This is a genomic window from Xanthomonas hyacinthi, from assembly GCF_009769165.1.
Classification (GTDB): Bacteria; Pseudomonadota; Gammaproteobacteria; order Xanthomonadales; family Xanthomonadaceae; genus Xanthomonas_A; species Xanthomonas_A hyacinthi.
In genome coordinates, this window is sequence record NZ_CP043476.1 from 4,572,284 (window position 1) to 4,594,407 (window position 22,124).

The 22,124-nt window shown below is 59.2% G+C and carries 25 protein-coding genes, 1 tRNA gene and 1 pseudogene; 12 read left to right on the plus strand and 15 right to left on the minus strand.

Annotated features, from left to right (window positions below; genetic code table 11):
- Positions 1-482: 482 nt before the first annotated feature.
- From FZ025_RS20090 to FZ025_RS20100, 3 genes are all read right to left on the minus strand, one after another.
- Positions 483-785: a helix-turn-helix domain-containing protein gene (locus tag FZ025_RS20090; RefSeq protein ID WP_046980302.1), complete on the minus strand. Its 303-nt coding sequence runs from the start codon at positions 783-785 to the stop codon at positions 483-485.
- Positions 769-1,152: a type II toxin-antitoxin system RelE/ParE family toxin gene (locus FZ025_RS20095; protein WP_046980301.1), complete on the minus strand. Its 384-nt coding sequence runs from the start codon at positions 1,150-1,152 to the stop codon at positions 769-771. The genes FZ025_RS20090 and FZ025_RS20095 overlap by 17 nt, the downstream gene beginning before the upstream one ends.
- A gap of 139 nt (positions 1,153-1,291) precedes the next feature.
- Complete coding sequence (locus FZ025_RS20100; protein ID WP_425478449.1) at positions 1,292-2,095, minus strand: tyrosine-type recombinase/integrase; 804 nt, start codon at positions 2,093-2,095, stop codon at positions 1,292-1,294.
- A 7-nt stretch (positions 2,096-2,102) separates the two neighbouring features.
- On the opposite strand from FZ025_RS20100, the gene FZ025_RS20105 reads away from it, so the two are divergent.
- Together FZ025_RS20105 and FZ025_RS20110 are read left to right on the plus strand one after the other, a co-directional pair.
- The gene (locus FZ025_RS20105) at positions 2,103-2,885 is read left to right on the plus strand and encodes a restriction endonuclease (RefSeq protein ID WP_208803709.1); all 783 of its coding nucleotides are present in this window, start codon (positions 2,103-2,105) and stop codon (positions 2,883-2,885) included.
- Positions 2,886-3,050: 165 nt separating this feature from the next.
- Positions 3,051-3,452: an Arm DNA-binding domain-containing protein gene (locus FZ025_RS20110; RefSeq protein ID WP_046980310.1), complete on the plus strand. Its 402-nt coding sequence runs from the start codon at positions 3,051-3,053 to the stop codon at positions 3,450-3,452.
- Between the two features lie 253 nt (positions 3,453-3,705).
- On the opposite strand, the pseudogene FZ025_RS20115 reads toward FZ025_RS20110, so the two are convergent.
- Positions 3,706-4,410: pseudogene (locus FZ025_RS20115) on the minus strand (IS30 family transposase); the annotation flags it as partial.
- Here FZ025_RS20115 and FZ025_RS22965 point away from each other — a divergent pair.
- Together FZ025_RS22965 and FZ025_RS20125 are read left to right on the plus strand one after the other, a co-directional pair.
- Positions 4,401-4,691: an LA2681 family HEPN domain-containing protein gene (locus FZ025_RS22965; protein WP_158185622.1), complete on the plus strand. Its 291-nt coding sequence runs from the start codon at positions 4,401-4,403 to the stop codon at positions 4,689-4,691. The pseudogene FZ025_RS20115 and the gene FZ025_RS22965 overlap by 10 nt on opposite strands.
- 232 nt (positions 4,692-4,923) lie before the next feature.
- The gene (locus FZ025_RS20125) at positions 4,924-5,556 is read left to right on the plus strand and encodes a DUF6988 family protein (RefSeq protein ID WP_046979011.1); all 633 of its coding nucleotides are present in this window, start codon (positions 4,924-4,926) and stop codon (positions 5,554-5,556) included.
- Here the strand turns inward: FZ025_RS20125 and FZ025_RS20130 are convergent.
- Positions 5,520-6,089: a protein kinase family protein gene (locus FZ025_RS20130; protein WP_244292415.1), complete on the minus strand. Its 570-nt coding sequence runs from the start codon at positions 6,087-6,089 to the stop codon at positions 5,520-5,522. The two genes, FZ025_RS20125 and FZ025_RS20130, sit on opposite strands and share 37 nt — an antisense overlap.
- Positions 6,090-6,222: 133 nt before the next feature.
- Here FZ025_RS20130 and FZ025_RS21925 point away from each other — a divergent pair, with 133 nt between their 5' ends.
- Positions 6,223-6,426, plus strand: coding sequence for a hypothetical protein (locus FZ025_RS21925; protein ID WP_167523861.1), 204 nt, complete (start codon positions 6,223-6,225; stop codon positions 6,424-6,426).
- Positions 6,427-6,440: 14 nt separating this feature from the next.
- Positions 6,441-6,656 carry a type II toxin-antitoxin system RelB family antitoxin gene (gene relB / locus FZ025_RS20135; protein ID WP_046979013.1) on the plus strand — a complete coding sequence of 72 codons (216 nt, stop codon included), beginning with the start codon at positions 6,441-6,443 and terminating at the stop codon, positions 6,654-6,656.
- Positions 6,657-6,904: 248 nt separating this feature from the next.
- On the opposite strand, the gene FZ025_RS20140 is transcribed toward relB, so the two are convergent.
- The 5 genes from FZ025_RS20140 to FZ025_RS20160 form a co-directional block, all read right to left on the minus strand.
- Entirely contained in the window at positions 6,905-8,260 is a 1,356-nt protein-coding gene (locus FZ025_RS20140) for a hypothetical protein (protein WP_146093650.1), read from the minus strand.
- Positions 8,257-9,243: an ATP-binding protein gene (locus FZ025_RS20145; protein ID WP_046981572.1), complete on the minus strand. Its 987-nt coding sequence runs from the start codon at positions 9,241-9,243 to the stop codon at positions 8,257-8,259. The genes FZ025_RS20140 and FZ025_RS20145 overlap by 4 nt, the downstream gene beginning before the upstream one ends.
- Before the next feature lie 13 nt (positions 9,244-9,256).
- A complete protein-coding gene (locus tag FZ025_RS20150) occupies positions 9,257-11,116 on the minus strand; it encodes a hypothetical protein (RefSeq protein WP_053057398.1) in 1,860 nt (619 codons plus the stop codon).
- Positions 11,113-11,865: a hypothetical protein gene (locus FZ025_RS20155; protein WP_046981573.1), complete on the minus strand. Its 753-nt coding sequence runs from the start codon at positions 11,863-11,865 to the stop codon at positions 11,113-11,115. Before FZ025_RS20155 ends, FZ025_RS20150 begins: the two co-directional genes overlap by 4 nt.
- An 839-nt stretch (positions 11,866-12,704) precedes the next feature.
- Positions 12,705-13,271, minus strand: coding sequence for a 3'-5' exoribonuclease (locus tag FZ025_RS20160; protein WP_046981574.1), 567 nt, complete (start codon positions 13,269-13,271; stop codon positions 12,705-12,707).
- 264 nt (positions 13,272-13,535) lie between these two features.
- On the opposite strand from FZ025_RS20160, the gene FZ025_RS20165 reads away from it, so the two are divergent.
- Positions 13,536-14,638, plus strand: a protein-coding gene (locus tag FZ025_RS20165; protein ID WP_104559073.1) for an IS3 family transposase whose coding sequence is annotated in 2 segments (ribosomal slippage) — positions 13,536-13,794 and positions 13,794-14,638 — 1,104 coding nt in all. Because the reading frame shifts where the segments join, the coding sequence is not laid out codon by codon here.
- 13 nt (positions 14,639-14,651) lie between these two features.
- Here the strand turns inward: FZ025_RS20165 and FZ025_RS20170 are convergent.
- The 5 genes from FZ025_RS20170 to FZ025_RS20190 all read right to left on the minus strand — a co-directional run bounded on the left by FZ025_RS20170 (position 14,652) and on the right by FZ025_RS20190 (position 16,049).
- Positions 14,652-14,948 carry a 3'-5' exoribonuclease gene (locus FZ025_RS20170; RefSeq protein ID WP_146093665.1) on the minus strand — a complete coding sequence of 99 codons (297 nt, stop codon included), beginning with the start codon at positions 14,946-14,948 and terminating at the stop codon, positions 14,652-14,654.
- A gap of 10 nt (positions 14,949-14,958) precedes the next feature.
- Positions 14,959-15,285 carry a hypothetical protein gene (locus FZ025_RS20175; protein ID WP_046981270.1) on the minus strand — a complete coding sequence of 109 codons (327 nt, stop codon included), beginning with the start codon at positions 15,283-15,285 and terminating at the stop codon, positions 14,959-14,961.
- A gap of 115 nt (positions 15,286-15,400) precedes the next feature.
- Positions 15,401-15,598: a hypothetical protein gene (locus FZ025_RS20180; RefSeq protein ID WP_046981271.1), complete on the minus strand. Its 198-nt coding sequence runs from the start codon at positions 15,596-15,598 to the stop codon at positions 15,401-15,403.
- A gap of 91 nt (positions 15,599-15,689) precedes the next feature.
- Positions 15,690-15,782, minus strand: a tRNA-Ile gene (locus FZ025_RS20185).
- A 117-nt stretch (positions 15,783-15,899) separates the two neighbouring features.
- On the minus strand, positions 15,900-16,049 hold the full coding sequence (locus tag FZ025_RS20190) for a hypothetical protein (RefSeq protein WP_158185603.1): 150 nt from the start codon (positions 16,047-16,049) through the stop codon (positions 15,900-15,902).
- Between the two features lie 807 nt (positions 16,050-16,856).
- Here FZ025_RS20190 and FZ025_RS20195 point away from each other — a divergent pair.
- The 5 genes from FZ025_RS20195 to FZ025_RS20215 all read left to right on the plus strand — a co-directional run bounded on the left by FZ025_RS20195 (position 16,857) and on the right by FZ025_RS20215 (position 21,972).
- On the plus strand, positions 16,857-18,995 hold the full coding sequence (locus FZ025_RS20195) for a type I secretion system permease/ATPase (protein ID WP_208803837.1): 2,139 nt from the start codon (positions 16,857-16,859) through the stop codon (positions 18,993-18,995).
- Complete coding sequence (locus tag FZ025_RS20200) at positions 18,992-20,410, plus strand: HlyD family type I secretion periplasmic adaptor subunit (RefSeq protein WP_158185605.1); 1,419 nt, start codon at positions 18,992-18,994, stop codon at positions 20,408-20,410. The genes FZ025_RS20195 and FZ025_RS20200 overlap by 4 nt, the downstream gene beginning before the upstream one ends.
- On the plus strand, positions 20,407-20,904 hold the full coding sequence (locus FZ025_RS20205) for a hypothetical protein (protein WP_146093627.1): 498 nt from the start codon (positions 20,407-20,409) through the stop codon (positions 20,902-20,904). The genes FZ025_RS20200 and FZ025_RS20205 overlap by 4 nt, the downstream gene beginning before the upstream one ends.
- 199 nt (positions 20,905-21,103) lie before the next feature.
- Positions 21,104-21,628 carry a hypothetical protein gene (locus tag FZ025_RS20210; RefSeq protein WP_146093628.1) on the plus strand — a complete coding sequence of 175 codons (525 nt, stop codon included), beginning with the start codon at positions 21,104-21,106 and terminating at the stop codon, positions 21,626-21,628.
- A 2-nt stretch (positions 21,629-21,630) separates the two neighbouring features.
- Complete coding sequence (locus tag FZ025_RS20215; RefSeq protein ID WP_146093629.1) at positions 21,631-21,972, plus strand: hypothetical protein; 342 nt, start codon at positions 21,631-21,633, stop codon at positions 21,970-21,972.
- Positions 21,973-22,124 lie beyond the last annotated feature (152 nt).

Here is a 22,124-nt window from a genome sequence, read left to right on the forward strand (position 1 = left end):
AAGATGAAGAACAGGCAGCTTCCACCCCTCCGAGACCAATCATCGGAGATCGACGGGCGAAGCAAAGCAGCCGGCCCGCGCATGTGGGGCCAGCAAGGGCAGCGTTGCCACCGCGTGCGCCAAGGGCGTAGCGGCAGCTCTCGCTGCGCACGTTCAGTTCATCAATGGAGGCCAGGCAGCGCGGTGCATGCGTTCTTCTCTGGGTACTTGCTGAAATATGGTTTTTGCAAGGTATCCCTAATCGCACTCCGCCTAGCAACAGAACTCGGTGGGTTCGGGTCTCACAAGCTCATGGTACAGGGCTTTACTCAGAGCCGACTGGATAGCCTTTGTTTTCATCTTGCATAAGCAGGGGCGCAGCCCGCGAACCCGACGGCGGAACGCCGGGACACACGGATGCTGGTGATGGGGGAATAGCTACGCCGAATTGTCGTATCAGTGATACGAGAATCTGGACGGTCTCGTCGCCGTCCATGCAGGCATCAGATGATGGCCTGCAAACCCTTGTCGGCGATGACGTTGAGCAGCTTGAGTGCCGGGCCGGTGGGATGGGTTTCACCTTGCTCCCACTTGCGCACGGTGGACGCCGAGGTATGCAGGTGCAGCGCGAACACCGGCTGGCTGAACTTCAAGGCTTCGCGCAGGCGCTTGATGTCGGACGCGCCGAACTCCCGCACCGGCGGCGGGCAGATGGCGTCGAACTCGCGCATCGTCACCTTGCCGATCGCGCCAGCCTCAACGAGTGCGGCCAGGTCGCCGCGCAGCGATTCAATGATCTTGCTCACAATGCACCTCCACTAGAACACCTGACTGCAATGCCTTCGCCAAGGCTTCGGCGGACAGTTCCAGGAACACCTTGCCGGCGAATTGCAGCGCCTTCTTCTCGTCCTGCGTGATGTTTGCCTTGTCGCTCTTGGGGAACCCATGCAGGAACACATAACGGCTACTAATCTTGGCCGACAGCAGTGTGCGGTAGCCACCGCTCTTGCCGCTGCCGGGGCGGGCCACCCGCTTCTTGTAGAGGGAGCCGCCCAAGTCCGCGTCGACCAGACCGCTTTCCATCTCCAGAACCGCTTTGCACAAGGCGGCATCGGGCAGCTTCTCGTCCGACTGCCACCGCGCAAAGTCCTTGCGCTTGAGGATGCGCGTCATATTGACCTCCAAACTATACCCGTAGTGGGTACACTTTTCAAGATGACGTGGTGAGGCCGCCCAGCGAGGGGCGGCTCACCCGATTGTCGTGACAGCGACACGACAATCGGGGCTGGCAAGGCGGGAGCATGATTGCCGGTCACGCCGCAGCCTCCGCAGCGCGAGATACGCCTGTGATCGTCTTGCGCCGGTTTGCCACCAGTTCAGCCGCTTCGCGCACCGGCTTGTCCTCGGTGTGGACGTAGCGCATGAACATCGCCACGGTCTTGTGCGCCGTCAGCGCCATGCCGACCTTGACCGGGATGCCCGAGTTGGCAATGTCGGTCGCCGAGCGGTGGCGGATACCGTGCGTGCCAACGTGGGACACGTCGGCGCGCTTGAGGATGCGCGTCCAGCCGCCGTAATACTCGCCTGTGGTCATGTGCTGCCCCGGATGGTTCGGTGATGGGAACACATACGGGCATCCGTCTTGGCGGGGCGCGGTGGACAGCAGCCGATAGGCTTCCTCGCTCAATGGCTTGGACATGCCGCCGGTCTTGCTATCGGGCCACACCACGCGCCGGTTCTCCAGATCAACCCAATCCCATTGGAGCGTGACAATCTCGGAGCGCCGACCGGCGAACTCGAATTGCAACCGGATCGCCAGTGGCAGGACGGCATGATCCAGACCCAGCCCGTCGGTTTCCAGATAGTCGAGATACCGGAACAGCTTGCCCATTTCCTCGTCGCTGATGAGGTGGGTGGCCTTGCCATTGGGATACATCGGGACGTGGCGACACGGGTTGGTGCCGTCGGGCCGGTAGCCCCACACTTCGGCCAAGTTGAACATCTTGCGCATCACGCTGAACGTGCGGTTCGCGTCGGCCGGCTTGTGGGCCATCTTCTTCATCATCGTCGCCACGTCCGGGCGCTTCACGTCCTGAACCTTCATGCGGCCCAGCATCGGGATGATGTTGTTGTCGATCGTATTCCGTCGGCTGGGTTGCAACGCGCAAGAGGATCTGCCGGTTGCGGGCCTGCGGGCGACTCACGCGGTCGACGTCCACGCCACCTTTCTCCGCGCAGGCATCCTTTGCACATGGATCATCGAGTGCAAGTTATGGAAGTCACGAGTGACCAAGGAAAAGGTGCTCGCCCTCAAGAGCATCCTCGAGGACGTTGGCGCGGACCGCGGCATCATCGTTAGCGAAATGGGCTTCCAGTCCGGGGCGCAGGATGCTGCCCGCGGTACGAACATCACCTTGGTGACCTCCTTGCAAGAGTTCGAGCGCACTGCGTTGGCGGCCACGTCCGAGGCCCCGCTGGCGCTGGTCAGCGCCTCCGATCCAATTCCGCTCTACCGGTTTCCACAGCACTCGCCGCACGAACTGCTCCTGGTTGAAGACACTCTAATCACGGCCAACTGGCGAGACGTCAGCATTTCATTGGTCGACCCGGCGAGAAAAGTCATTACGCGTACCTTTGAGCTCGACAAGTACGAGGCGTTTTCGCCGCGTGACGGCACCCGCGTGATTCGAACGCATCCACCCGGCAACTTGGTACTCGCGGACGGCCGCCTCTTCCTTGGCCAGGTGTTCTCCGAGGTCGTGGTTGTTATTGATCTCGCTACCCAAGCGATCATCAAGCGCATCCCGGTGCCCGGTGGGGGCGAAGGCGAGATGGCAGTCTCGCCAGACCAGAAGACGGTCTACTTCGCCAGCAACAAGACCAGCCAATTTTTCATTTCACCATGACTCCAGCACCGAACTTTGCTGGACTACGCCGAAGCCCGATACAGCAGGTTTATCAATAACTTAGGCGAGTTCAACATATGCCGGTGCTTTCCGAAACCTGACCTGACTTCCCTGCTGGTGGCCCCTATGAGGCTCTTGGGAATCGGGTCTTTCCGAGGAGTCATCATGGCGAAAATCAAGCTCACCAAGTCCGCAGTCGATACGGCACAACCCCAGGCGCAGGCCGTCGAACTCAGGGATACCCTGGTGCCTGGCTTCTTGTGCAAGATTACACCAGCGGGCCGCAAGGTGTTCATGCTCCAGTACCGGACGAACGCCGGGGAACGCCGCAAGCCTGCCTTGGGCCTATACGGGGAATTGACCGTTGAACAGGCCCGTTCGCTGGCGCAGGAATGGCTGGCCCAAGTGCGCCGAGGCGGCGACCCGGCCGCCGACAAGGCAGCGGCCCGATCTGCCCCTACGGTCGCGGAATTGTGCAAGAAGTTCATGGAGGATCACTCCAAGCAGCGCAACAAGCCCAGCACGCAGATCGGCTACCAGAAGTGCTCGGCCGTGGCTTGCTGGTAACGCTTCCACTCCGGCTCGCTCATCAAGCGGACACTCTCGAGACACTGGTTGCAGTGTATCTTGGTTGGCCAAGGTTACCGAGCCGGCGGGCCGGGACCTCTACGGGCACACCTACCAGTGGAAAGCGCGCCAACAGGCGTCGCAAACATAGACAGCCTGATCAGGATAGGATTGGAAGCAAGGTGGTTGTCCAGTGCTTTCCTGACAAGCAAGGCGCGGTGACGTTTCAGGGGGGCTAGATGTCAGGGCGGTCTCAAGAATCAAGTGCAACACGTGATTTGAAGGCGAGGATTTCCTTCTCCATGGCCGCTGCCGGCATGGCCCAGCCTAATGTCTGGCGAGGACGCCCATTCATCAGCTTGGCGACGTGATTGAGGTACTCCTGGCTCGCTTGCGACAAGTCCACGCCCTTGGGCAGGAACTGGCGCAGCAGGCCATTGGTGTTCTCGTTGCTGCCCCGCTGCCACGGCGCATACGGATCGGCGAACCACACGTCGATGTTCAACCGTCGCATCAGCTCCTCGTAACAGGTCAGTTCCGTTCCGCGGTCGTAGGTCAGGCTCTCGCGCAGGAAGGCCGGCAGCTTCTTCATCTGGCGAGTGAAGCCTTCCAGCGCGGCGTCCGCGGTGCAGCCATCCATCCTGCACAGCACCACGAAGCGTGTCTTGCGCTCGACCAGCGTGCCCACGCAGGACCGGTTGAACGCGCCCTTGATCAGGTCGCCCTCCCAATGCCCCGGCAGCAGGCGCTGTTCCACCGCTTCGGGCCGATGCACGATGCGCAGCTCCTCCGGTACCCAGGTGCGCGCCGCTGCTGTGGTGCGCCTGCGGCCTCGCGTGGGCTTGCTCTGGCGCAATGCATCGACCAGGGCCTGCTTCAGGCCGCCGCGCGGATGCGCGTAGATGGCCGCGTAGATCGTCTCGTGACTGACCCGCTGGCTGGCGTCGTCTGGATGCATGTGCGGAGCTTCGCAATCACCTAGAGCACAAGTACGTAAAAGTCCACGAATTACTTCTTCCCGTATCTGATGTTGACGGCCGATTTCGAGATACGCTGGCCTATGGTATTACACGATCCGATTTGGAACAGAAAACATTGCGACTGCTGCAGTTAGCTAGATCGGCACTGATCTACCTCTCATTGGCTATGCATCAGGAGGAGCGCAGGCGCTCCAAAGGCCGCAGCGGGTTAAGCGCGCCGATGCCGCTTGACGTCTGGCGAGATGAGTGGAAGCGATGATCGTAGAGGTATCGAGCCTCGTAGTCATGAATCGCCATTCTCAAGCAATTCCGGACGTTCTGCCATTCCTCACTTGGACCTTAATGGCTTGCGATAGGGCAGGCAGGCCTTGCGAAGCGCATTCCTCTTTTCTCGATTATGATCGCCTAATCATGGAGGCGTTCCCGGAACTGGGCCAGCATATCCAGGCGCAGCGGGGCGACGTTGACGAGTGGGGGAGATCTATTCCTAGATGAAGGATTCCGACTCACTCGTCGAGGGCCTTGTCGAGCAGCTGGCCCGCTCCAAGCGCATCGATGCTTGGCTTTACAACAGCTCCAATAGCGTGAAAGCTGATCACACGCCTCGCATCATCATGTCCGCCAGCTCCTACCAACTGGCCATGGATCACCATGGAGCCATCATCGAGCTTGTCGAAGAGGACATGTGGGGCTCAGCTCTGGCGCTGCTGCGGCCATGTGTCGAAGCCTGGACATGGGGTGCATGGCTGCACCACTGTGCAAAGGACAAACACCTAGATCTCATCTTGGAACACCGATTTACACGCAACCTGGATGGCATGCAGCGAGACCTGGACAAGATCCAGTTCTTTGAATCGTCCATGGTGAAAGACACAGAGCAGATGCGGCGCAATCTGCATGGCTTCACGCATGGCGGCATCCTCCATATGCAGTGGCGCTTCAAGGATGGAGAGGTAAGGCCTAGCTATCCGCCTGAGGTAGTGGCCGATGGGTTGAGGATTGCCGACGTCCACGGCTACCTAGCACTTCAAGGCGTCATTGCCTTGGCGAAGGATCAAGTCAAGGCCAATGAGCTGCATGGCCAGGTCTATGACATGTTCGGGTGGCAAAGACCTGCGACGTAGTCGTTCAGGTGGTTACCAGTGAGCATGATCTGAGTTTCCTGGCGGTGGTATTCCAAAGCGAGAAGAGGCCTGACCCATCGTTGAGGGTACTCGGCGCCTTCATAGGAGAAGGCATTGATCCGCATTCCATAAGTATCCTCGACAGCGCTGACGGAAAAGCCGATATCGACGATCCCGCGATGCTTGCAGTGGTTGTCCAGCGCGACCAGATACTTGAAATCCGCATGGCTGTGCAGGGCATCAAGATCGTTGCGGACCTCCTGCGCTCCCAACTTGTCTTTGATCTTATTCCAGCTAATTCGCCTTTCTTCAACACGGGTGGCTTTGTCCAGGTTCATGCCAGTGGCGAAGTAGACCAGGTGCACCAAGTTGTCTGAGACCGCTCTCATGTTGTGCACGCAGGCCATGATGTTGGCGTAGGCTGTGAACCTGGCATCCTCGAAGGAACCAGTGTCCTTGTCGTAGGCTCCAAGCATGGCAGCCATGACCTCGTAGTCAGGCCTGCCGTCGATCTTGGAAGCGATGGTGCGCATGGCTTCGTGGTAGTGGAGGCGACTGAAAGAGCGTCGATCGATCACGGATCGGATGCAGTTGGCCGCGATCCGTCGCTGCCCTTGGCCAAACATTTGTTCAACGTGCTTGCGTAGGGCGTCTAGATCCCAACGCATGCTTTCAATCGAACCCCTGTTTTCTCCGGAGGACATTGTTGCCAAGTCGGGCTTCGTCTTTTTCTTTGAAGATTTTCGGGGGTGGTACCGTGTCGCTCAACGATTGCAAAAGCCCACTGGCTCAATCTACCAAGATCCCACTGATACTGAGATCGAGCACGCCTTCGAGAGCTACCAACAAAGCCGCAGTGACTTCTACTAAGGTCTGGGTACACCATGCCGATCAAGCTCGATCCTCGTGTTTCCGAATTTGAGTCCACCGAAGCCGCCGAGAACTACGACCGGTGGTTCAGGGCGAAGATCGAGCGCGCCGTGGCCGACACGCGGCCGACGATTTCGCACGACCAAGTGATGGCGCACGCACACGCTGCGATCGAAGCCGCCGCGAAGCGACAGAAGCGGACGGACTACCTGGCTGATCTGCCTGATTGAATAAGGGTGTACTACCAGGGCGTCAGCGCTTGTTGCACACACCGTAGTTGCGCATCGGCAAGTGCTTGATTGATATGGGCCAGGGAGCGCAGTTGCCCTTTGTGGCCGCTTATCCCTCCGCACTCTCATCTCCCCAGTTTTCAAAGCAATGCACTCTGATCGCCCCAGTGTCCACGCGCCGCACTCAAGTCTCCGCACAATCCAACCCGGCGCAGCCGAGTTTGGCCAAATTCCACACGCCTTAGGTCCTATCTCGAGCCCGCCGCCGCTGACAAGTCGTTAGCGTCCTCATAGGCACTCATGGGCGCGAAAGCCATGCGGACTACGGGAACGGCATCAAACCTCACCAATGCCAATGGAGCGCTCAACCGGAGCCTTTTCTTGCAACCGCTGTACAGCTCAGGGACATATCGGGCCAAGATCGCCCGTAAGCCCTCCGAATAGTGTCGCCCCAAGACGTCGCACTGAACGCGACGAAGCAGCCCGTGGGCGAGCGGATGAAGATTGGACGGCAACTCCTCATGGGCCATGAAGAAGCAGTCCTCTAGATGCACGAGGAACCTGGCGCATACGGGATGCACGGACTGAAGGTTGAGGAATCTCTGGCTGCCAATCGGCAAGGGCGGCAAGGAACGCAATACCGCTGACCCTTCGCGGCCAGATGGCGGACCGAAAGGTTGAGATGGGCTCCCTAAGAACAGGGCTTGTTCCCTGGGGCTGAGGCTCCCTTGGGGTAGGGTCAGCGCGATCTCTCGTACGACCGCTTTGCAAGTGGGGACCAGGAATTCCGGCAGGTGCAGCATCCGGGGGATGGAGTCCCTCAAACCCATCAGCCGCCGGGCATCCTCCTGTGGATCCATCTGGTCAGAGCTTAGTCCGCGCCGGTAGGCCCGGCTCGACGCTTGTTCCGGCAGGCGTACCATGCTCGGCCAGCGCAGCTTGACGGGTAGCTCTATCAGGCGGCCCAGCGCTTCGAAATCAGGTGCCAAGGGTGGCGCGCCCACCAATACCTGACAGTTTCGCTGAGTCTGAGCCCACGTAAGGTAGTCATCGATGTATTGATCAGCCCCAGGCATGGGGCAATTAAGACGGGCGGCCGCCGATTCGTTGAGTAAGTCCGCGCCGCAGCCACAAGTGAGGAGCTTCCGGCCGGCCCCGGTAGTCATGGCCAGGGAGCCACCACACTTTGAGCAGTTTGTTCTCAGAAGGACCCCATGCCAAGGGCAGTGGGTTATCCAAGGCAACTGATGCACATGGCAGTGATAGCCCACCCGAATGCAGGCTAGGCAATACCGAAACGGCGTGGTGGCCGCGCCAGTCACCTGATGCTCCCGATAAGGCTTCCAGACCGCGGGATCCCATGCCGTCGGCAACTCAATCTTCAACGCCTCCGCCATGGCCTGACGGCGGCGTTGTGAGGTAACCAGGGCATGATGCAAGTCATCCTGTCTGCGCACGTAGAGCGCGAAGAAGCTCCGGTAATCCGATGATCCGAGTTGATTCAGACGCGCCAGCCGAACGAGGCAGCCGAAAGCGGACTGCGCGGGCACTAGGCCAAAACGGTCTCCCACCAGACGCAAGCCGAGCTTCGCGACCTGGCTCATTTGCGGACCTTCTGGCGCGCACGCTCAAAGGAGACGAAAGCCGAGGCCCTCAGCGCTTCGTTAATATCTTCCTTCGTTAATTTTTCGAAGTCTGGCCGATTGCCCGCCACGTGCACGAGCACGTGGTAGACGAATACCTCGAATGACGCCATGAGCCAATCCTGTGGCACAGCCAATTCCGCGCTCGTACACAGCAGTTTTATCTCTTGGCGGATGGCATCCACTTCATGCTCAAGGCGCCAGCCCCTGCTGTAGGCAGTAGGCGCGAAGGTTTCGGTGGCTGATGGCGAGTCGACTTCGGGCCACCGAAGCCCTTCGTCATATTCGCGAAACGCCAGCGCAACATCACAAGCACTTTGTTCATGGCGTTCGAGCTCGGGCACCTCCCAGAGCAAGCCAGTGAAGTCATGGCGATCTACAAAGAAGCGACCATAGATGTGTGGCGGGGCCAAAATCTCCAGGGCGTCGACCCCGGCGGTTTTGTTATCGTCCTGACATACGAACAGAAAGAACAGGCGCAAGTCGTCATCGAAATGATTCTGCACCTTGGCAAGATGCTCGTAGTCATCAAGCGTGAGCAGTTCAGCAGAGTCCACAATGAAGATCACCAGATCGGCATTGGCCCGACCAGCTTCTTCCTCGACGGCCCGGATGATGCGCGCCAATGAATCCTGGGCATTTGCGTTTCGCGAGCCTTGCAGCCCAATTCCGAGCGACATCTCACGCAGCAGATTGGTCTCGGTATGTCGATCGGGATTGCCAGCGATCATCCGCAGGAACCCGATGTTGTAAGGACGCCAGGTATGCAATCGCTGTAACGTGTTAACTGAGGTGGTTTTACCGGCGCGGCCTGCGCCTTTGACACGCATGCTGGGGCGGCCATACATTAAGGTCGTGCCTACATCCATCGTTAGACGCTCATTAGGGCGGGTGATAATTGAAGGACGTCGCTTCCGCTTGAGCGGGTGGAGTTCTAAAGTCATGGCGATCCTCGACTCAACGCAGCTGGAACTGCCCGGGGGGCGGTCGAATCCCGGCCAAAGGCGCGGGTGCATCTCGGACGGCCGGTCGAGCGATCGGAACACACGGCACTTCCCCGCTGATGATCAAGCCCGAGGCCCAACCCTTCATCCTGGCTGCGGCCAAACGAACTGCAGCGTGGTACGCCAAGATGTTGTCGGGATGCTCAATGTCGCCGTCTGCCCGTGCCTCAGGATTTCGATTCCAGACCGCGGCCCGGATGCGCGTAGCCAACGAATGGGGAACCTGGCTGTAGGGCGTCATGGCGTGCAACGTCATGACGCGTTTGCCGTCGTCGTCCCACAGCGTCAGCCCGCGGATATCATTAGGATCTTCGTACGTGGCCGCGTAGGTGTTACCGATCAGTCCCCATTGACCATTCACCACGGGTGAACGGTAGCGGGCGTAGTCCTGATAGACCAAGGGAGGCACCTTGCTCTGCTTGGAGCCTTTGATGGTCACCGTCATGCGCTTGACCGTCAGTCGGCGGGCATGCTCTTCGCTATCTGGACAGCGCCACAGCAGGGCGCCGGAAGCCAGATAGCCATCGATCAGATCCTTTGGTGAACGCGGTTCGCGTGTGCTGCGGCTGGTGACGTTGTGAGCAGTGAAGTAGGTGTCGATTAAGTCTTCCATGAACTCCACGATGATCGGGTAGCGATCACCTTGAAGCGTGGAAGTTGCATAGCGCGCACCCTGAGAGGTCTCAGGCATGAAGCCGCCGGCGATGTAGCGCAGGAGCTCGTTCTCCAGGATTCTAAAGGTTGCCTCGATATAGGCGCGCCCCTGGCCCATGCCGGACCGCCCGAAATGCAGGATTCCCAGGTGGTAATCGACGAGGTTGTCCAAGGTCATCTTCGCCAAATGGCTACTGTCGTTATCCAGCGCAGCCATCAGACTTCGAGGCACCAAGCCGTCTTCCAGATAACACGAAGGCATCCATGCACGCGGCGAGTAGCGCATATCTGGAACCACCAGGTCTCGGGGCGACCAAGGTCGTAGGGCCTTGGCAAACAATTCCAGCACGTCTAGCCGGTGGTACTTACGTCCGACAACCAGCGACCACGCCAGGATGGCGCCACTGCCCACATCTACGATGACCAGAATCCACAGTTGCCTGACCCTTTCCAAGCGGTAGGTCCCATCGGCCAAAGGCAGGGCAACCCAGCTGTCGATGTCAATGAGGTGCTCGTCAAACTCGATTCGGTCAAAAGGCTGCAGGGGGAACAAGTGCTCAATGCGAGTAATGCTGGGCAACTCCGGTTGCTCGGCGGCTTGCTCGGCCTCGGTCGTTTTGCGCAAACGCTGCAGGAACACCTGCAACGCCCTACGTCCACTATCGACGGTGTTCAGCGGATACGCTTCAGCGTATCCCTTTTCACGGAGGATTTTGGCCATTGCGTTGTACAGGCGGTCGAAGGCGGGACTACGACGTTGCCTCGTTGGCAGAGCGCCTCTGTACGCTTTGACCATGCGGTCCAGCTCCGGTATAGCTAGCAGCACCATCTCAAAAGCGAAGGCGTGCGCCTTCTGCGGCATCACCGCTACCAGCGGAGCGCGGGGGGCGAAGCGTTTTTGCGGGATACATACGGCGTATCCGATGCGCTCTTCCTGAATCGAGCGTTGCACCGCGTTCTCCACCATTCGCTTGAGCGTCTTGCGATCAATGCAGTGGTTCTTGGCCACCGACAACATTGTGGCGCCCGCCAGGATGCTATCCAGTGCGCGTATGCGGTTATCTACTTCGGTCCAGTCCTCTTTACTAAAAGCAGCTTCTTGGGGCTTAGGACAGGCGAGAATCGCCTCCACATCGACTTGGGTCAGCTTCACGCTCATCGGACCACACTCCAGATCAGCGAGCGCCTAGTTAGTCGTCGCGTGGCATCGGTCCCTAATATGCCGAGATAGATCAGTTCGGCCACCACGACATAGAGGTGAGTACGGGGGAAGACAGCAAGCTCTTGCTCAAGCTGATCAATCCTGCAGCGGGCGTAGCGACCCACCGTGGTAGCCACTTCATGACGCAGCACCAGGTCAGCCTTGAGCCACGGTGCGGATTGCACCCAGGCCAGCAACTGAAAGGCGAGCTCAGTGCGATGCTCGAGGTTGCGAACCTCTTCTTCCGTCACCAGGCGCAGGTCGACGCCCGCATCCTGGGCGGCCAGACGCAGACGCTCGACTTGTCGCGGTCGTCGACGTCCATCTGAGCCGGGCAGTGTGTCGCCGTCGGGCACCAGCAGCGCATAGTGCTCACGCCCTGTGCGATGCCGCCACCAAAACGAAAGCTCGACCTGCTTTCCGCCAACTTCCAGGCAGCGCGGCCGTTCCGTGATGGCGGTAATCGTGGGATCGAACTCCAATTGAAGACGAAATCCCAACTGGAATGGGCCTATGACATCGACTTGCCGATTCTCCTTACAGCTGCGAAAGCTAAAGACATCCAGGCGCTTGCGCTCGGGGCCGGTCAACTCTCTCGCGGTGAAGTGACGCTGGTATGCGTTGTGTAAGGGCGTGGCCAGATCGACAGGCGCAGCACTCATTTGCGGGGCGGCCCGTGCCGCCCCGTTCTCGGGGATCCAAGACATGCAGCCTCCTGGGCCGGATCAGCTAAATGCTTCGACATATACAAATAGGCTGGCTATTCGCCGCTCTTGCTCGCTAAGCAACGCATATCCATCGTATAAGGCTAAGGCTGGCCGCTCTGGCTTTGGCGACGTTCGATCGTGTTGAGCCTTAACTCGGTGCACAACGTCTCCACTGGGCGCATTCGTGGCTGTGATCGACATTGAATAGACGACGTATCTCACGAGCTTGGTAATCTTTTTCTTAGACATTACGATCTCCAGGCAGTTCTTCAGCGCACCCGTTCTTTCGTTAAGAAAGGGGTGTACAGGTCTGCGAAAATTGGGTAATGTCCGAGTGTGATCTCGATGCAAGACCCCGCGCCCGGTTGCAGCCGGGCGTGTTCTTTTCCGATGTCTGGCCGTTTTAAGATTTCCTAGGAGGGACTGCTGGTCGGGAGCCATGGGCCAAATTCAAAGGTGGATTGGCCTTATCCACCCTCGCGATTTTGAGGAACGAGGTCACTAGCTGATGCCACTCAAGCGGCGCTGCTTTTTGAGAGCATCGAATAACTGGCCGCAACTTTAAACGCTAGCGAGCTTGCGTCGTTATGCCACACTTTTCTTTGCATTTCATGCGCGGTAAAAACCACATCACGTGATGTGACATGACGTGATGTGATGCACATGGCTTGAGTCAGGGCCTAAATTTGGCGCGGACAGATCATCATTTTGAGCGGCTACGTTATTTAAGCGCACACTGCCGGTACGTCACTCAATTTGTATTAAATTATATTTTTTACCATGGCGCCCTAAATTCCATTTTTTTTTGGGGGCTACATTCGATGTTATGGGATCGTAGCCTACGGGTATTCATTCTTATGAAGTCCGAGTCGCTGGACTGAAGTCGCCCACTCCGGTGGCTCGAGGCGGCGGGTTGCCACCAGCCAGGCCATGCGTAGCGCTTGAGCATCGACCAACGCGTGGTGCCGGCGGGCGCTTTGCTCTGGATGTGCTTGAAACCAGTCCTCGACCAGCTGCCCGGTTAGTCCTTTCTTTAGCATCACTGTCATGACGGGCTGAGGGGTCGGCCCGCAGGCCTGCGCTTGGTCATCCGGCAAATCAAAGCCGGCCAGAACGTAGCGCAGCAGCGCCAGGTCATGGTGATAGTCGGCCAGTACAAAAGGCGCCGTATCAGCGCCCAGGAAGGCGCGCAAGCCCGTCGTCATGGCCATGTCAGACATCGAGGCTGATCCGCCCTGCAGGAGCGGGTAGACGGTCGCGCGCACAAAGTCGGTCGCCACCGCCGGCAGCGGATCTCGCTCGGCATAAAACCGGCGGACGCCGTCTTCGCTGATCAGGCCGATGCTCACCAGGTCAGCACCCAGAACATCAGCCCATTCGGTGTCAAGGAAGAATCGTATAGTCATTGAGAATCCACCCCCTCAACCACGTACAAATAGGCCCAGCGTAAAGCCTGAGCGTCGACCATCGCATGATGCCGGCGAGCTCGCGCTTCAGGGTTCCGTCGGAAATACAGCTCTCGGTGGTCGAGCACATCACTGATCGTCACATGGATTGGTGTCCAGGCTGGGCAGGAAATCCCTGATGTAGCCCGGGTGAGTACGACGTCCCCCCAACTTTGAGTAGCGCCCCAGTTTGGAGTCCAATTCCCTACCCCAAGGAGATTGGACGTGAAGAAGCGTTTTTCCGAAGAACAGATCATTGGCTTCCTGCGTGAGGCCGAAGCGGGCGTGGCGATCAAGGACCTATGCCGGCGCCATGGCTTTAGTGAGGCCTCGTACTACCTATGGCGCAGCAAGTTCGGCGGGATGAGCGTGCCCGATGCCAAACGGCTCAAGGACCTGGAGGCCGAGAACGCGCGGCTGAAGAAGTTGCTGGCCGAGCAGGTGTTCGAGAACGACCTGATCAAGGATGCGCTGCGAAAAAAGTGGTGAGCGCACCGGCGCGTCGTGCGCTGGTGCGCGAGTGGATCGGGTGCGGTGCCAGCGAGCGCCGCGCCTTGGCAGCGATCGGCATGAGCGCCAGTGCGCTGCGCTACTGCCCGCGCGAAGACCGCAACGTTGAGCTGCGCGCGCGCATTCTTGCGTTGGCGCATCGCCATCGCCGTTATGGCGTGGGGATGATCTATCTCAAACTGCGACAGGAAGGACGCATCGTGAACTACAAGCGGGTGGAGCGGTTGTACCGCGAGCAGCAGCTGCAAGTGCGCCGCCGCAAGCGCAAGAAGGTACCGGTGGGCGAGCGTCAACCGCTGCTGCGGCCATCGCAGGCTAACCAGGTGTGGTCGATGGACTTCGTGTTCGACCGCACCGCCGAAGCTCGAGTGCTCAAGTGCCTGGTGATCGTGGACGACGCAACCCACGAAGCGGTCGCCATCGACGTGGAGCGCGCGATCTCCGGGCACGGCGTGACGCGCGTGCTGGATCGGTTGGCACACAGTCGCGGTTTGCCGAAGGTGATCCGCACTGACAACGGCAAGGAGTTTTGCGGCAGGGCGATGGTCGCCTGGGCGCATGCCCATGGTGTGCAGCTACGGCTCATCCAGCCCGGCAAGCCGAACCAGAACGCCTACGTTGAATCGTTCAACGGCCGGCTACGCGACGAATGCCTCAACGAGCACTGGTTCCCGACGTTGCTGCACGCGCGCACCGAGATCGAACGCTGGCGACGCGAATACAACGAGGACCGACCCAAGAACGCAATCGGCGGCATGACACCGGCTGCCTATGCCCAACATCTTGCCAACACCGATAGCATTACCCCCGGACTCTAAACCTGGCTGCTACTCAGGGCGGGGGGACGTCGAGTAGCCTGAAGTCATTCTGATGGTCGGCCAGCACGAGGGGCGCTGTAGCGGCCCCCAAGAAGGTATGCAGGCCGGTAGTCATGGCCATCTCGGACATCGAGGCCGGATCGCCCTGCAGAAGCGGGTAGATCATGTGCCGTACAAAGTCAGTGGGCGTCGCCGGCAGCGGATCGCGCTCGGCATAGAAGCGATGCGCGCCGTCCTCGCTGATAAGTGCAATGCTCACCAGTTCGGAGCCAGTAAGGTCGGCCCACTCGGTGTCGAGGAAAAATCTCACGAGCCTTTCGCTACCACCAGCGGTCTCGTTCAGCGAGAAATTGCTCCAGCCTCTTGGCACGGGTTACTGCGCCTTTCAGGATCTCAAAACCTTCTTGTGTAGCGCCATCAATGATGAGCGTCTCGGCGGCTTTCATGACGTGCGTGTGGCCCATGGAAACGCGCGCCAACTGGTCGCTCCGGAGACGAAGATGATCGGCCCCGGGCACCATTTGCTTCTCGGCATGCCAGCGCAGATGTAAGCTGGTCTCCTGCAGCTTCAGGCGCATGTCGATAACCTCTTCCGGGATCGGCCCGATTTCAAGCTCAAACCGCAAAGGCGAATTTGGATCTGTCATGGATAGACTCCCCTTAAGGGTGAAAGACCGTGAACAGCGTTCGGCTACGTAGATCGACGCAGCACACGATTGCGGTACCAGGTGCCCTTGGTTTCGTGAGGCACGTCGTCCGGCGTCAATCCTTCCTCGGCCCATGCCAGTCATCACCGGCGGTAGAGTTGCGGCCGTTGTGAGGAAAGCAAATGATCGTGGCCGAAAAGAGCCAAAACGCCTCGCGATGGCCTGTCGGGATATCAGACAGCGCGATGACGCCATCTGGAGCAACGATCTGCAGGAGATCAAGGATCTCAGGCGACACTTGGTCGGCGGCCATCTCACGGCCATAGATCGCGATGATCAGTCCGTAGTCAATGTCTCTGGGGAGGCGATGCGGTTTCTATGGCGAGTCCTACTCACGCGAGGCATGGTGCCCCTGGCCGGGCTCGAACCGGCACTTGCCGCTTATCTGGCGCTGACGGGATATAAATCCGCTGCTCTACCCATTGAGCTACAGGGGCGTGATCGATCAGGCGATCACGCCGGTATTCGGAAGCGGGGCAGACGCAGGAAGGTCATGATTTCACCATAGCACGATCCATTCGGCCGTAAGCCCCATTTTATGGGGCGTTGTACTCTCAGCGGGTCACGAAGAAGCGCAGCGTCCCGGCGCTTAGCAGGGCGGCCTTGGGCAGCGGAACACGTTCGGTTCTGACGATGCGCAAGGCGCTGCGCAGATCGGCGATTCGCAGGTCACGGGGGAAGTCGTCAGACAGGATGTCGCGCATGAGGGCATGCACTGCCTGATGGTGGGCTTTGGCGGCTAGGCCCATTTCGGCCCTGACCTGACGCAACTCAGGGGTCGACTTTGACGCTTTGTCCGCACGCTCCTGGCGTCTGCTGAGATCCGGGCGCTAGTCCTTACACGACGGCCCCAATTTTTGGGGCCTCAGGCAGCCTCCAAGGTAGAGGCGGGACTGGTCAGTAGGTTCCCGGCTTGGAAATAGCCCATGACCGTACCAACGCTTCGATGCTCGGGGTCATGGCCATGACATGGCTCAACAAGCTAACAGCAAGCGCTGGCAGCCACGCTTGTTGACATAGTTGGGCACGCCCCAATCCCCCTTAAAGCTTGCTCCCCCGCGGGGAGAGCCGGCGGAAGATGGGGTTCCCATGCAACCCTGTTGAGCTCAACCAGATACTCAAAGCCACGGCCGTGCTGCGGCGCGGTAGAGGTGATTGCGCATGTTGCTCGTGATTAGGCGGCGTTATCGGGAGTAGAGAGGACTGCTCGGATAGGAGGCTGGCGTGGTCGCATAGCCTCAATTAAGGCGACCGCTAAAGCGGTGACACCATCGGTTGAAAGAGTCAGGAAGTGGAAGGGGGATCCCGCGATCGAGTCGACGGTGCGTCTCACGCCATTGCCATTTATTGCATCGATTGACATGAATATGGTTTGCGTGATCTGATCTTTCTGGGATACAGGTCCGCTTTGGCCGCAGCAAGAGCCAGAACGAATGGGGATGACGCTTCAAGGATTGGGGGAGTCCGTCATGGCCGAAGGAAGGCCGAGTCTTGCTGTTGTCGAGCTGCCGATGGAGGGGGAGGCAGCGCCCTTGCCTGAAGACGAAGACCTTGGCTTGGCCGGATTGGGGCTGTTGGCACAGTTCCACGGCATCGCCGCCGATGCCGGGCAGCTGGCGCACCAGCATGGCCGAGCAGGCGAGCCGTTCGACGAGAGCACGTTGCTTCTGGCTGCCAAGCAACTCGGCCTGAAGGCCAAGTTTTCGGATATCGCTGCCGATCGCCTGGACAAGGTGGCATTGCCGGCCCTGGCCTGGCAGCCAGATGGCGAGCATTTCATCGTCGCCAAGCTTGGGGATCAGAAGGTGTTGATCCAGGACCTGAGGCTACGCCGGCCGCAGGTGCTCACGCGCGATCAGTTCGATCAGCACTATGCGGGCTGGCTGCTGTTGGTCGCTTCCCGGGCTTCGGTGCTGGGCGAGCTGGCCAGGTTCGATTTCCGCTGGTTTGTCCCGGCAGTGGTGAAGTACCGGCGCATCCTGCTGGAAGTCTTCGTCGTCTCGCTGTTCATCCAGCTGTTCGCGCTGGTCACACCGCTGTTCTTCCAGGTCGTCATGGACAAGGTGCTGGTCCACCACGGCATGACCACGCTGGAGGTCATCGCGGCCGGCTTGCTGGCCATCGCCGTGTTCGACGTGACCCTCAACGGCCTGCGCACCTATGTGTTCTCGCATACCACCAGCAAGATCGACGTGGAACTGGGCGCGCGGCTGTTCCGGCACATCCTCAACCTGCCGCTGGCCTACTTTGAATCGCGCCGGGTCGGCGAGACCATTGCCCGCGTGCGCGAACTGGAGAACATCCGCACGTTCCTGACCGGGCAGGCGTTGACCTCGGTGCTGGATCTGCTGTTCACCGGGGTGTTCCTGGCGGTGATGTTCTACTACAGCGGCTGGCTGACCCTGATCGTGATGCTGTCGCTGCCGGTCTATGCGCTGATCTCGGCTGGCATCACCCCGATCCTGCGCAAGCGCCTGGACGACAAGTTCGCTCGCGGCGCGGAAAACCAATCCTTCCTGGTCGAGACCGTCAGCGGCATCGGCACGGTCAAGGCCACCGCGGTCGATCCACGCATGGCCCGCACCTGGGACAACCAGTTGGCCGGCTATGTCGGCGCCAGCTTCCGCGTCACCCGCCTGGCCAACATCGGCCAGCAAAGCGTGCAATTGGTGCAGAAGCTGGTTGGCGTCGGCGTCCTGTTCTTCGGAGCCAAGCTGGTCATCGACGGCAAGCTTTCGGTTGGCCAGTTAATTGCATTCAACATGCTGTCCGGGCAGGTGGCCGCGCCGATTGTGCGCTTGGCCCAGTTGTGGCAGGACTTCCAGCAGGTCGGGATCTCGGTCGAGCGGCTGGGCGACATCCTCAATACCCGTACCGAGGTGCCCGGCAGCCGTATGGCCCTGCCGGACATCCGGGGCCGCGTGACGTTCGAGAAGGTCACGTTCCGCTATCGCCCCGATGCGGCCGAAGTCCTTGCCAGCATCGACCTGGATATCGCCCAGGGCGAGGTGATCGGCATCGTCGGCCGTTCCGGTTCGGGCAAGAGCACCCTGACCAAGCTGGTGCAGCGGCTGTACGTGCCCGAGCGCGGCCGGGTGCTGATCGACGGCCACGACCTGACGCTGGCCGATCCAGCCTGGTTGCGCCGGCAACTGGGCGTGGTGCTGCAGGAAAATTTCCTCTTCAATCGCAGCATCCGCGAAAACATTGCGCTTAGCGATCCCGGCATGCCGCTGGAGCGGGTCATCCAGGCGGCGCAACTGGCTGGCGCGCATGAGTTCATCCTGCAATTGCCCGAGGGCTACGACACCCAGGTCGGCGACAACGGCACTGGCCTGTCCGGCGGGCAGCGCCAGCGCATCGCCATCGCGAGGGCATTGGTGACCAACCCGCGCATCCTGATCTTCGATGAAGCTACCAGCGCGCTGGACTATGAGTCCGAGTACGCAGTGATGCAGAACATGCGCGAGATCTGCAAGGGCCGTACGGTCCTGATCATCGCCCATCGCCTGTCCACGGTACGCATGGCCAACCGCATCGTCGTGGTCGAGAAGGGGCGCATCGTCGAATCCGGCACCCATGCCGAGCTGGTGGACGGACCCAGTGGCCAGTACGCCCACCTGTACGCGCTGCAGCAGGGGATGGCATGAAGCACCTTATCGAAGCCGTCAAGGAGTTCGGCGGCCGCTACCGGCAGGCCTTCGTCGCAGCCTGGAACATCCGCGACCAGCTGGATCCGCCCCAACGCACCGAAGACGAACTGGCGTTCTTGCCGGCGCAGCTGGAACTGGTCGAATCGCCCACCTCGCCGACGGCGCGCTGGACGATCCGGATCATCATCGCCTTGTTCTGCGTGGCCCTGCTGTGGGCAGTGTTTGGCAAGCTGGACATCGTGGCGGTGGCGCCTGGCAAGATGGTGGTCGACTCACGCACCAAGGTCATCCAGCCCGCCGAGACCGCCGTCGTGCGCCGCATTCTGGTGCGCGACGGCCAACAGGTGAAGTCGGGTGAGTCGTTGATCGAGCTGGATGCCACGACCACCGGTGCCGAGCTCGCCCAGGCCGGCGAGGCGCTGACCGAGGCGCGGCTGGCCGCGCTGCGCCTGAGCTCACTGGCCACAGCCATCGATCGTGGAGTGACGCCACGCCTGCCTCCAGCGCCGGATGTGCCGGCCGAGCGCTTCGTCGCCGAGCAGGCCTTGGCTACCAGTCATTTCGATGCGCTCCAGGCCAAGCGCCACAATCTTCTGGCCGCAATCGCCCAGCGTCGGGCGGAACTGCGGACTACGCGCGACGTGATCGAGCCGCTGGCCGAGTCGGCGCGTATCTCCAAGATGCGCGCTGATGACTATGGACGCTTGGTCGAAGGCAAGTATGTGGGGCGGCATGAGTACTTGGTGCGCGAGCAGGAGCGCCTCGCCGCCGAGCGCGACCTGGCGACCCAGCGCAACCGCCTGCAGGAAATCGGCTCGGCATTGAGCGCTGCCGAGGAAGAGCTGCGCGTGCTGGTCGCCGACTTTCGCCAGCAGACCCTGGACCAACTTCGCGAAGCCGAGCAAAAGATTGCGCAAGGCACTCCCGAGCTGGCCAAGGCTGGCCAGCGGGACCGGTTGATGACCCTGCGTGCACCGGTGGATGGCACTGTGCAGCAGCTGGCTGTGCATACAGTGGGCGGCGTGGTCACTCCGGCGCAGCAGTTGCTGGCGGTGGTGCCGCAGGAAGCGCTGGAGGTCGAGGCGACCGTGCTCAACAAGGACATCGGCTTCGTGCGGCCGGGCCAGCCGGTCACGGTGAAAATCGAGAGCTTCCCATACACCCGCTACGGCTATCTGACCGGCAAGGTCGTCAGCGTCTCGCACGACGCGGCGCAGGACGAGAACCAGGGCCTGGTGTTCCCCGCGCGGATCCGCCTGGACGGCAGCACGCTGGCAATCGATGGTGTGGTGGTGAGCATGAGCGCCGGCATGACGCTGAGCGCGGAGATCAAGACCGGGAAGCGCCGGGTGATCGATTACCTGTTGAGTCCGCTGAAGCAGCATGGCGGCGAGGCGCTGAGGGAACGATGAGTGGGATGGGTGCTGCCTGTATAGGAATTCCGCTCGCGGCGATGCTGTCGCTGTCGGTTGGCTGCGCGCCCATGAAGGAAGTTGATCTGGATGAGCCGGTTAGGTACGTGCTTGCGGGCAAGAAGTACGAAGTGCCGCTCGGCTACCACTATGTTGATTCCCTGAAGAGAAGAAACAGGTGGCCGCATCCCAAAAAAGAGTTCACGGAGGCGGGCGCCATATCGATCACCGGGGTGATTCCAGGAATAAGGCCGTATGGGAAGTCGACCAAGGCGGAATTTGAACGGCTTGGCCACGGCAACAAGATCTCAATATTAATAAGCCCAGAAGTGACCTTGTGTTCGAGTGATGACTATATTCGAAGAATGAATGGTTCTAATAGGTTGACACTTCTGCCCAGTGATCTGAGTGGGTTGACCCATTACTGGGATAACCAAGGGTCGAGTGACGAGAGCAAGGGTGATGATCTATGCTGTATGGTCCTGTCGATCTAGCCATCATGAGTGGAGCTGGAATATTTATATCCAAAAGTCCCGCGGTCTTTGCTTTTACCCAGATGTTGCTGGCGCTCTTGTCTTATGGCTGTATTGTGTGTTTATCGATATGGGTAACAACATATATTAAATTAGGGGGCAGCTAATGGCGAGCCAACAGATAAACTGCTGAACGTCTTACTCTGGTCTGGAGGCCTGTATGCGCCATTTGAATGGTAATCAGTATGAGCTGAATGAGAAATGGAGATCAGTTTCTGGTGCATTCAAGCTCTCACTTTATCTGAGTGCAATGGGGGTTCTGACCTCGGATCTCATTGCAAGATATGTAATGGATGATAATTTATTTGGGTTCAGAGATCATGGGGTTGCGCGGGCTTGGATATACATTTTTGAAATGTATGTGCTTGCGCTTCCAATTATTTGCGTTGTTATATTCCGCAGGCTCTCAGGGTATAAATATCCGAAGCATACAATTGTGTCGCGAATTATATTAACAATCTTTTCCTTTGTGTTTTGCCCGCTGTTGGCATTGGCCCCGGTATTGTTGCTGATACTTGGTGATAGTGCAGTGGGTCAATCATTGGCGGCCTATCGAGCATTCTCAGGCAGTGCACTTGGGCTATTCATTGGGGGAGCATTTTTTGTCTATGTCGCCGCAATTATGGCATGGGCTCTTCTTGTTTGCCTGCCAAACATATGGATTCAATCAACCAAGGATATTTGAACATGACTAACGAAGCTCTCACGCCGAGTCAGATTCAACAATGGGTAGGTACTCTGGCAGATGCAGCAAACAACTTTGTCAATGGATTCTCTGAGGCTTATCACAATTCCTATGACGCCGCGATAGCTGCTGGAAGAGCGCCATTTGAGGCAGAGATAGCAGGTCTTGAATCAGGAATTCGTGCAAACTCGTATTACGCTGAACTTAACGCTCAAAGATTCGCTGCGAACCCTGATCTTTCGTTCTCTCAGACATTTCAGAACTTGGCGGATCATTATAGCTCCATTGCAGACAATGCGGGAGCGATGATGCCTCTTGTGAAAGTGCAGCTTCTATTTCTATAAGTTTGTGTCTGATTGTTAGAACAGAATAGACCACCTAAGTAGACATATACATTGAAATGAATAATAAAATTAAATGTTACACAGACCCGGCCGCTAAGTTTCTACGCATCTTGGGGGGACTTGCCTGCATAGCTCTTCTCTCATCTTGCGGA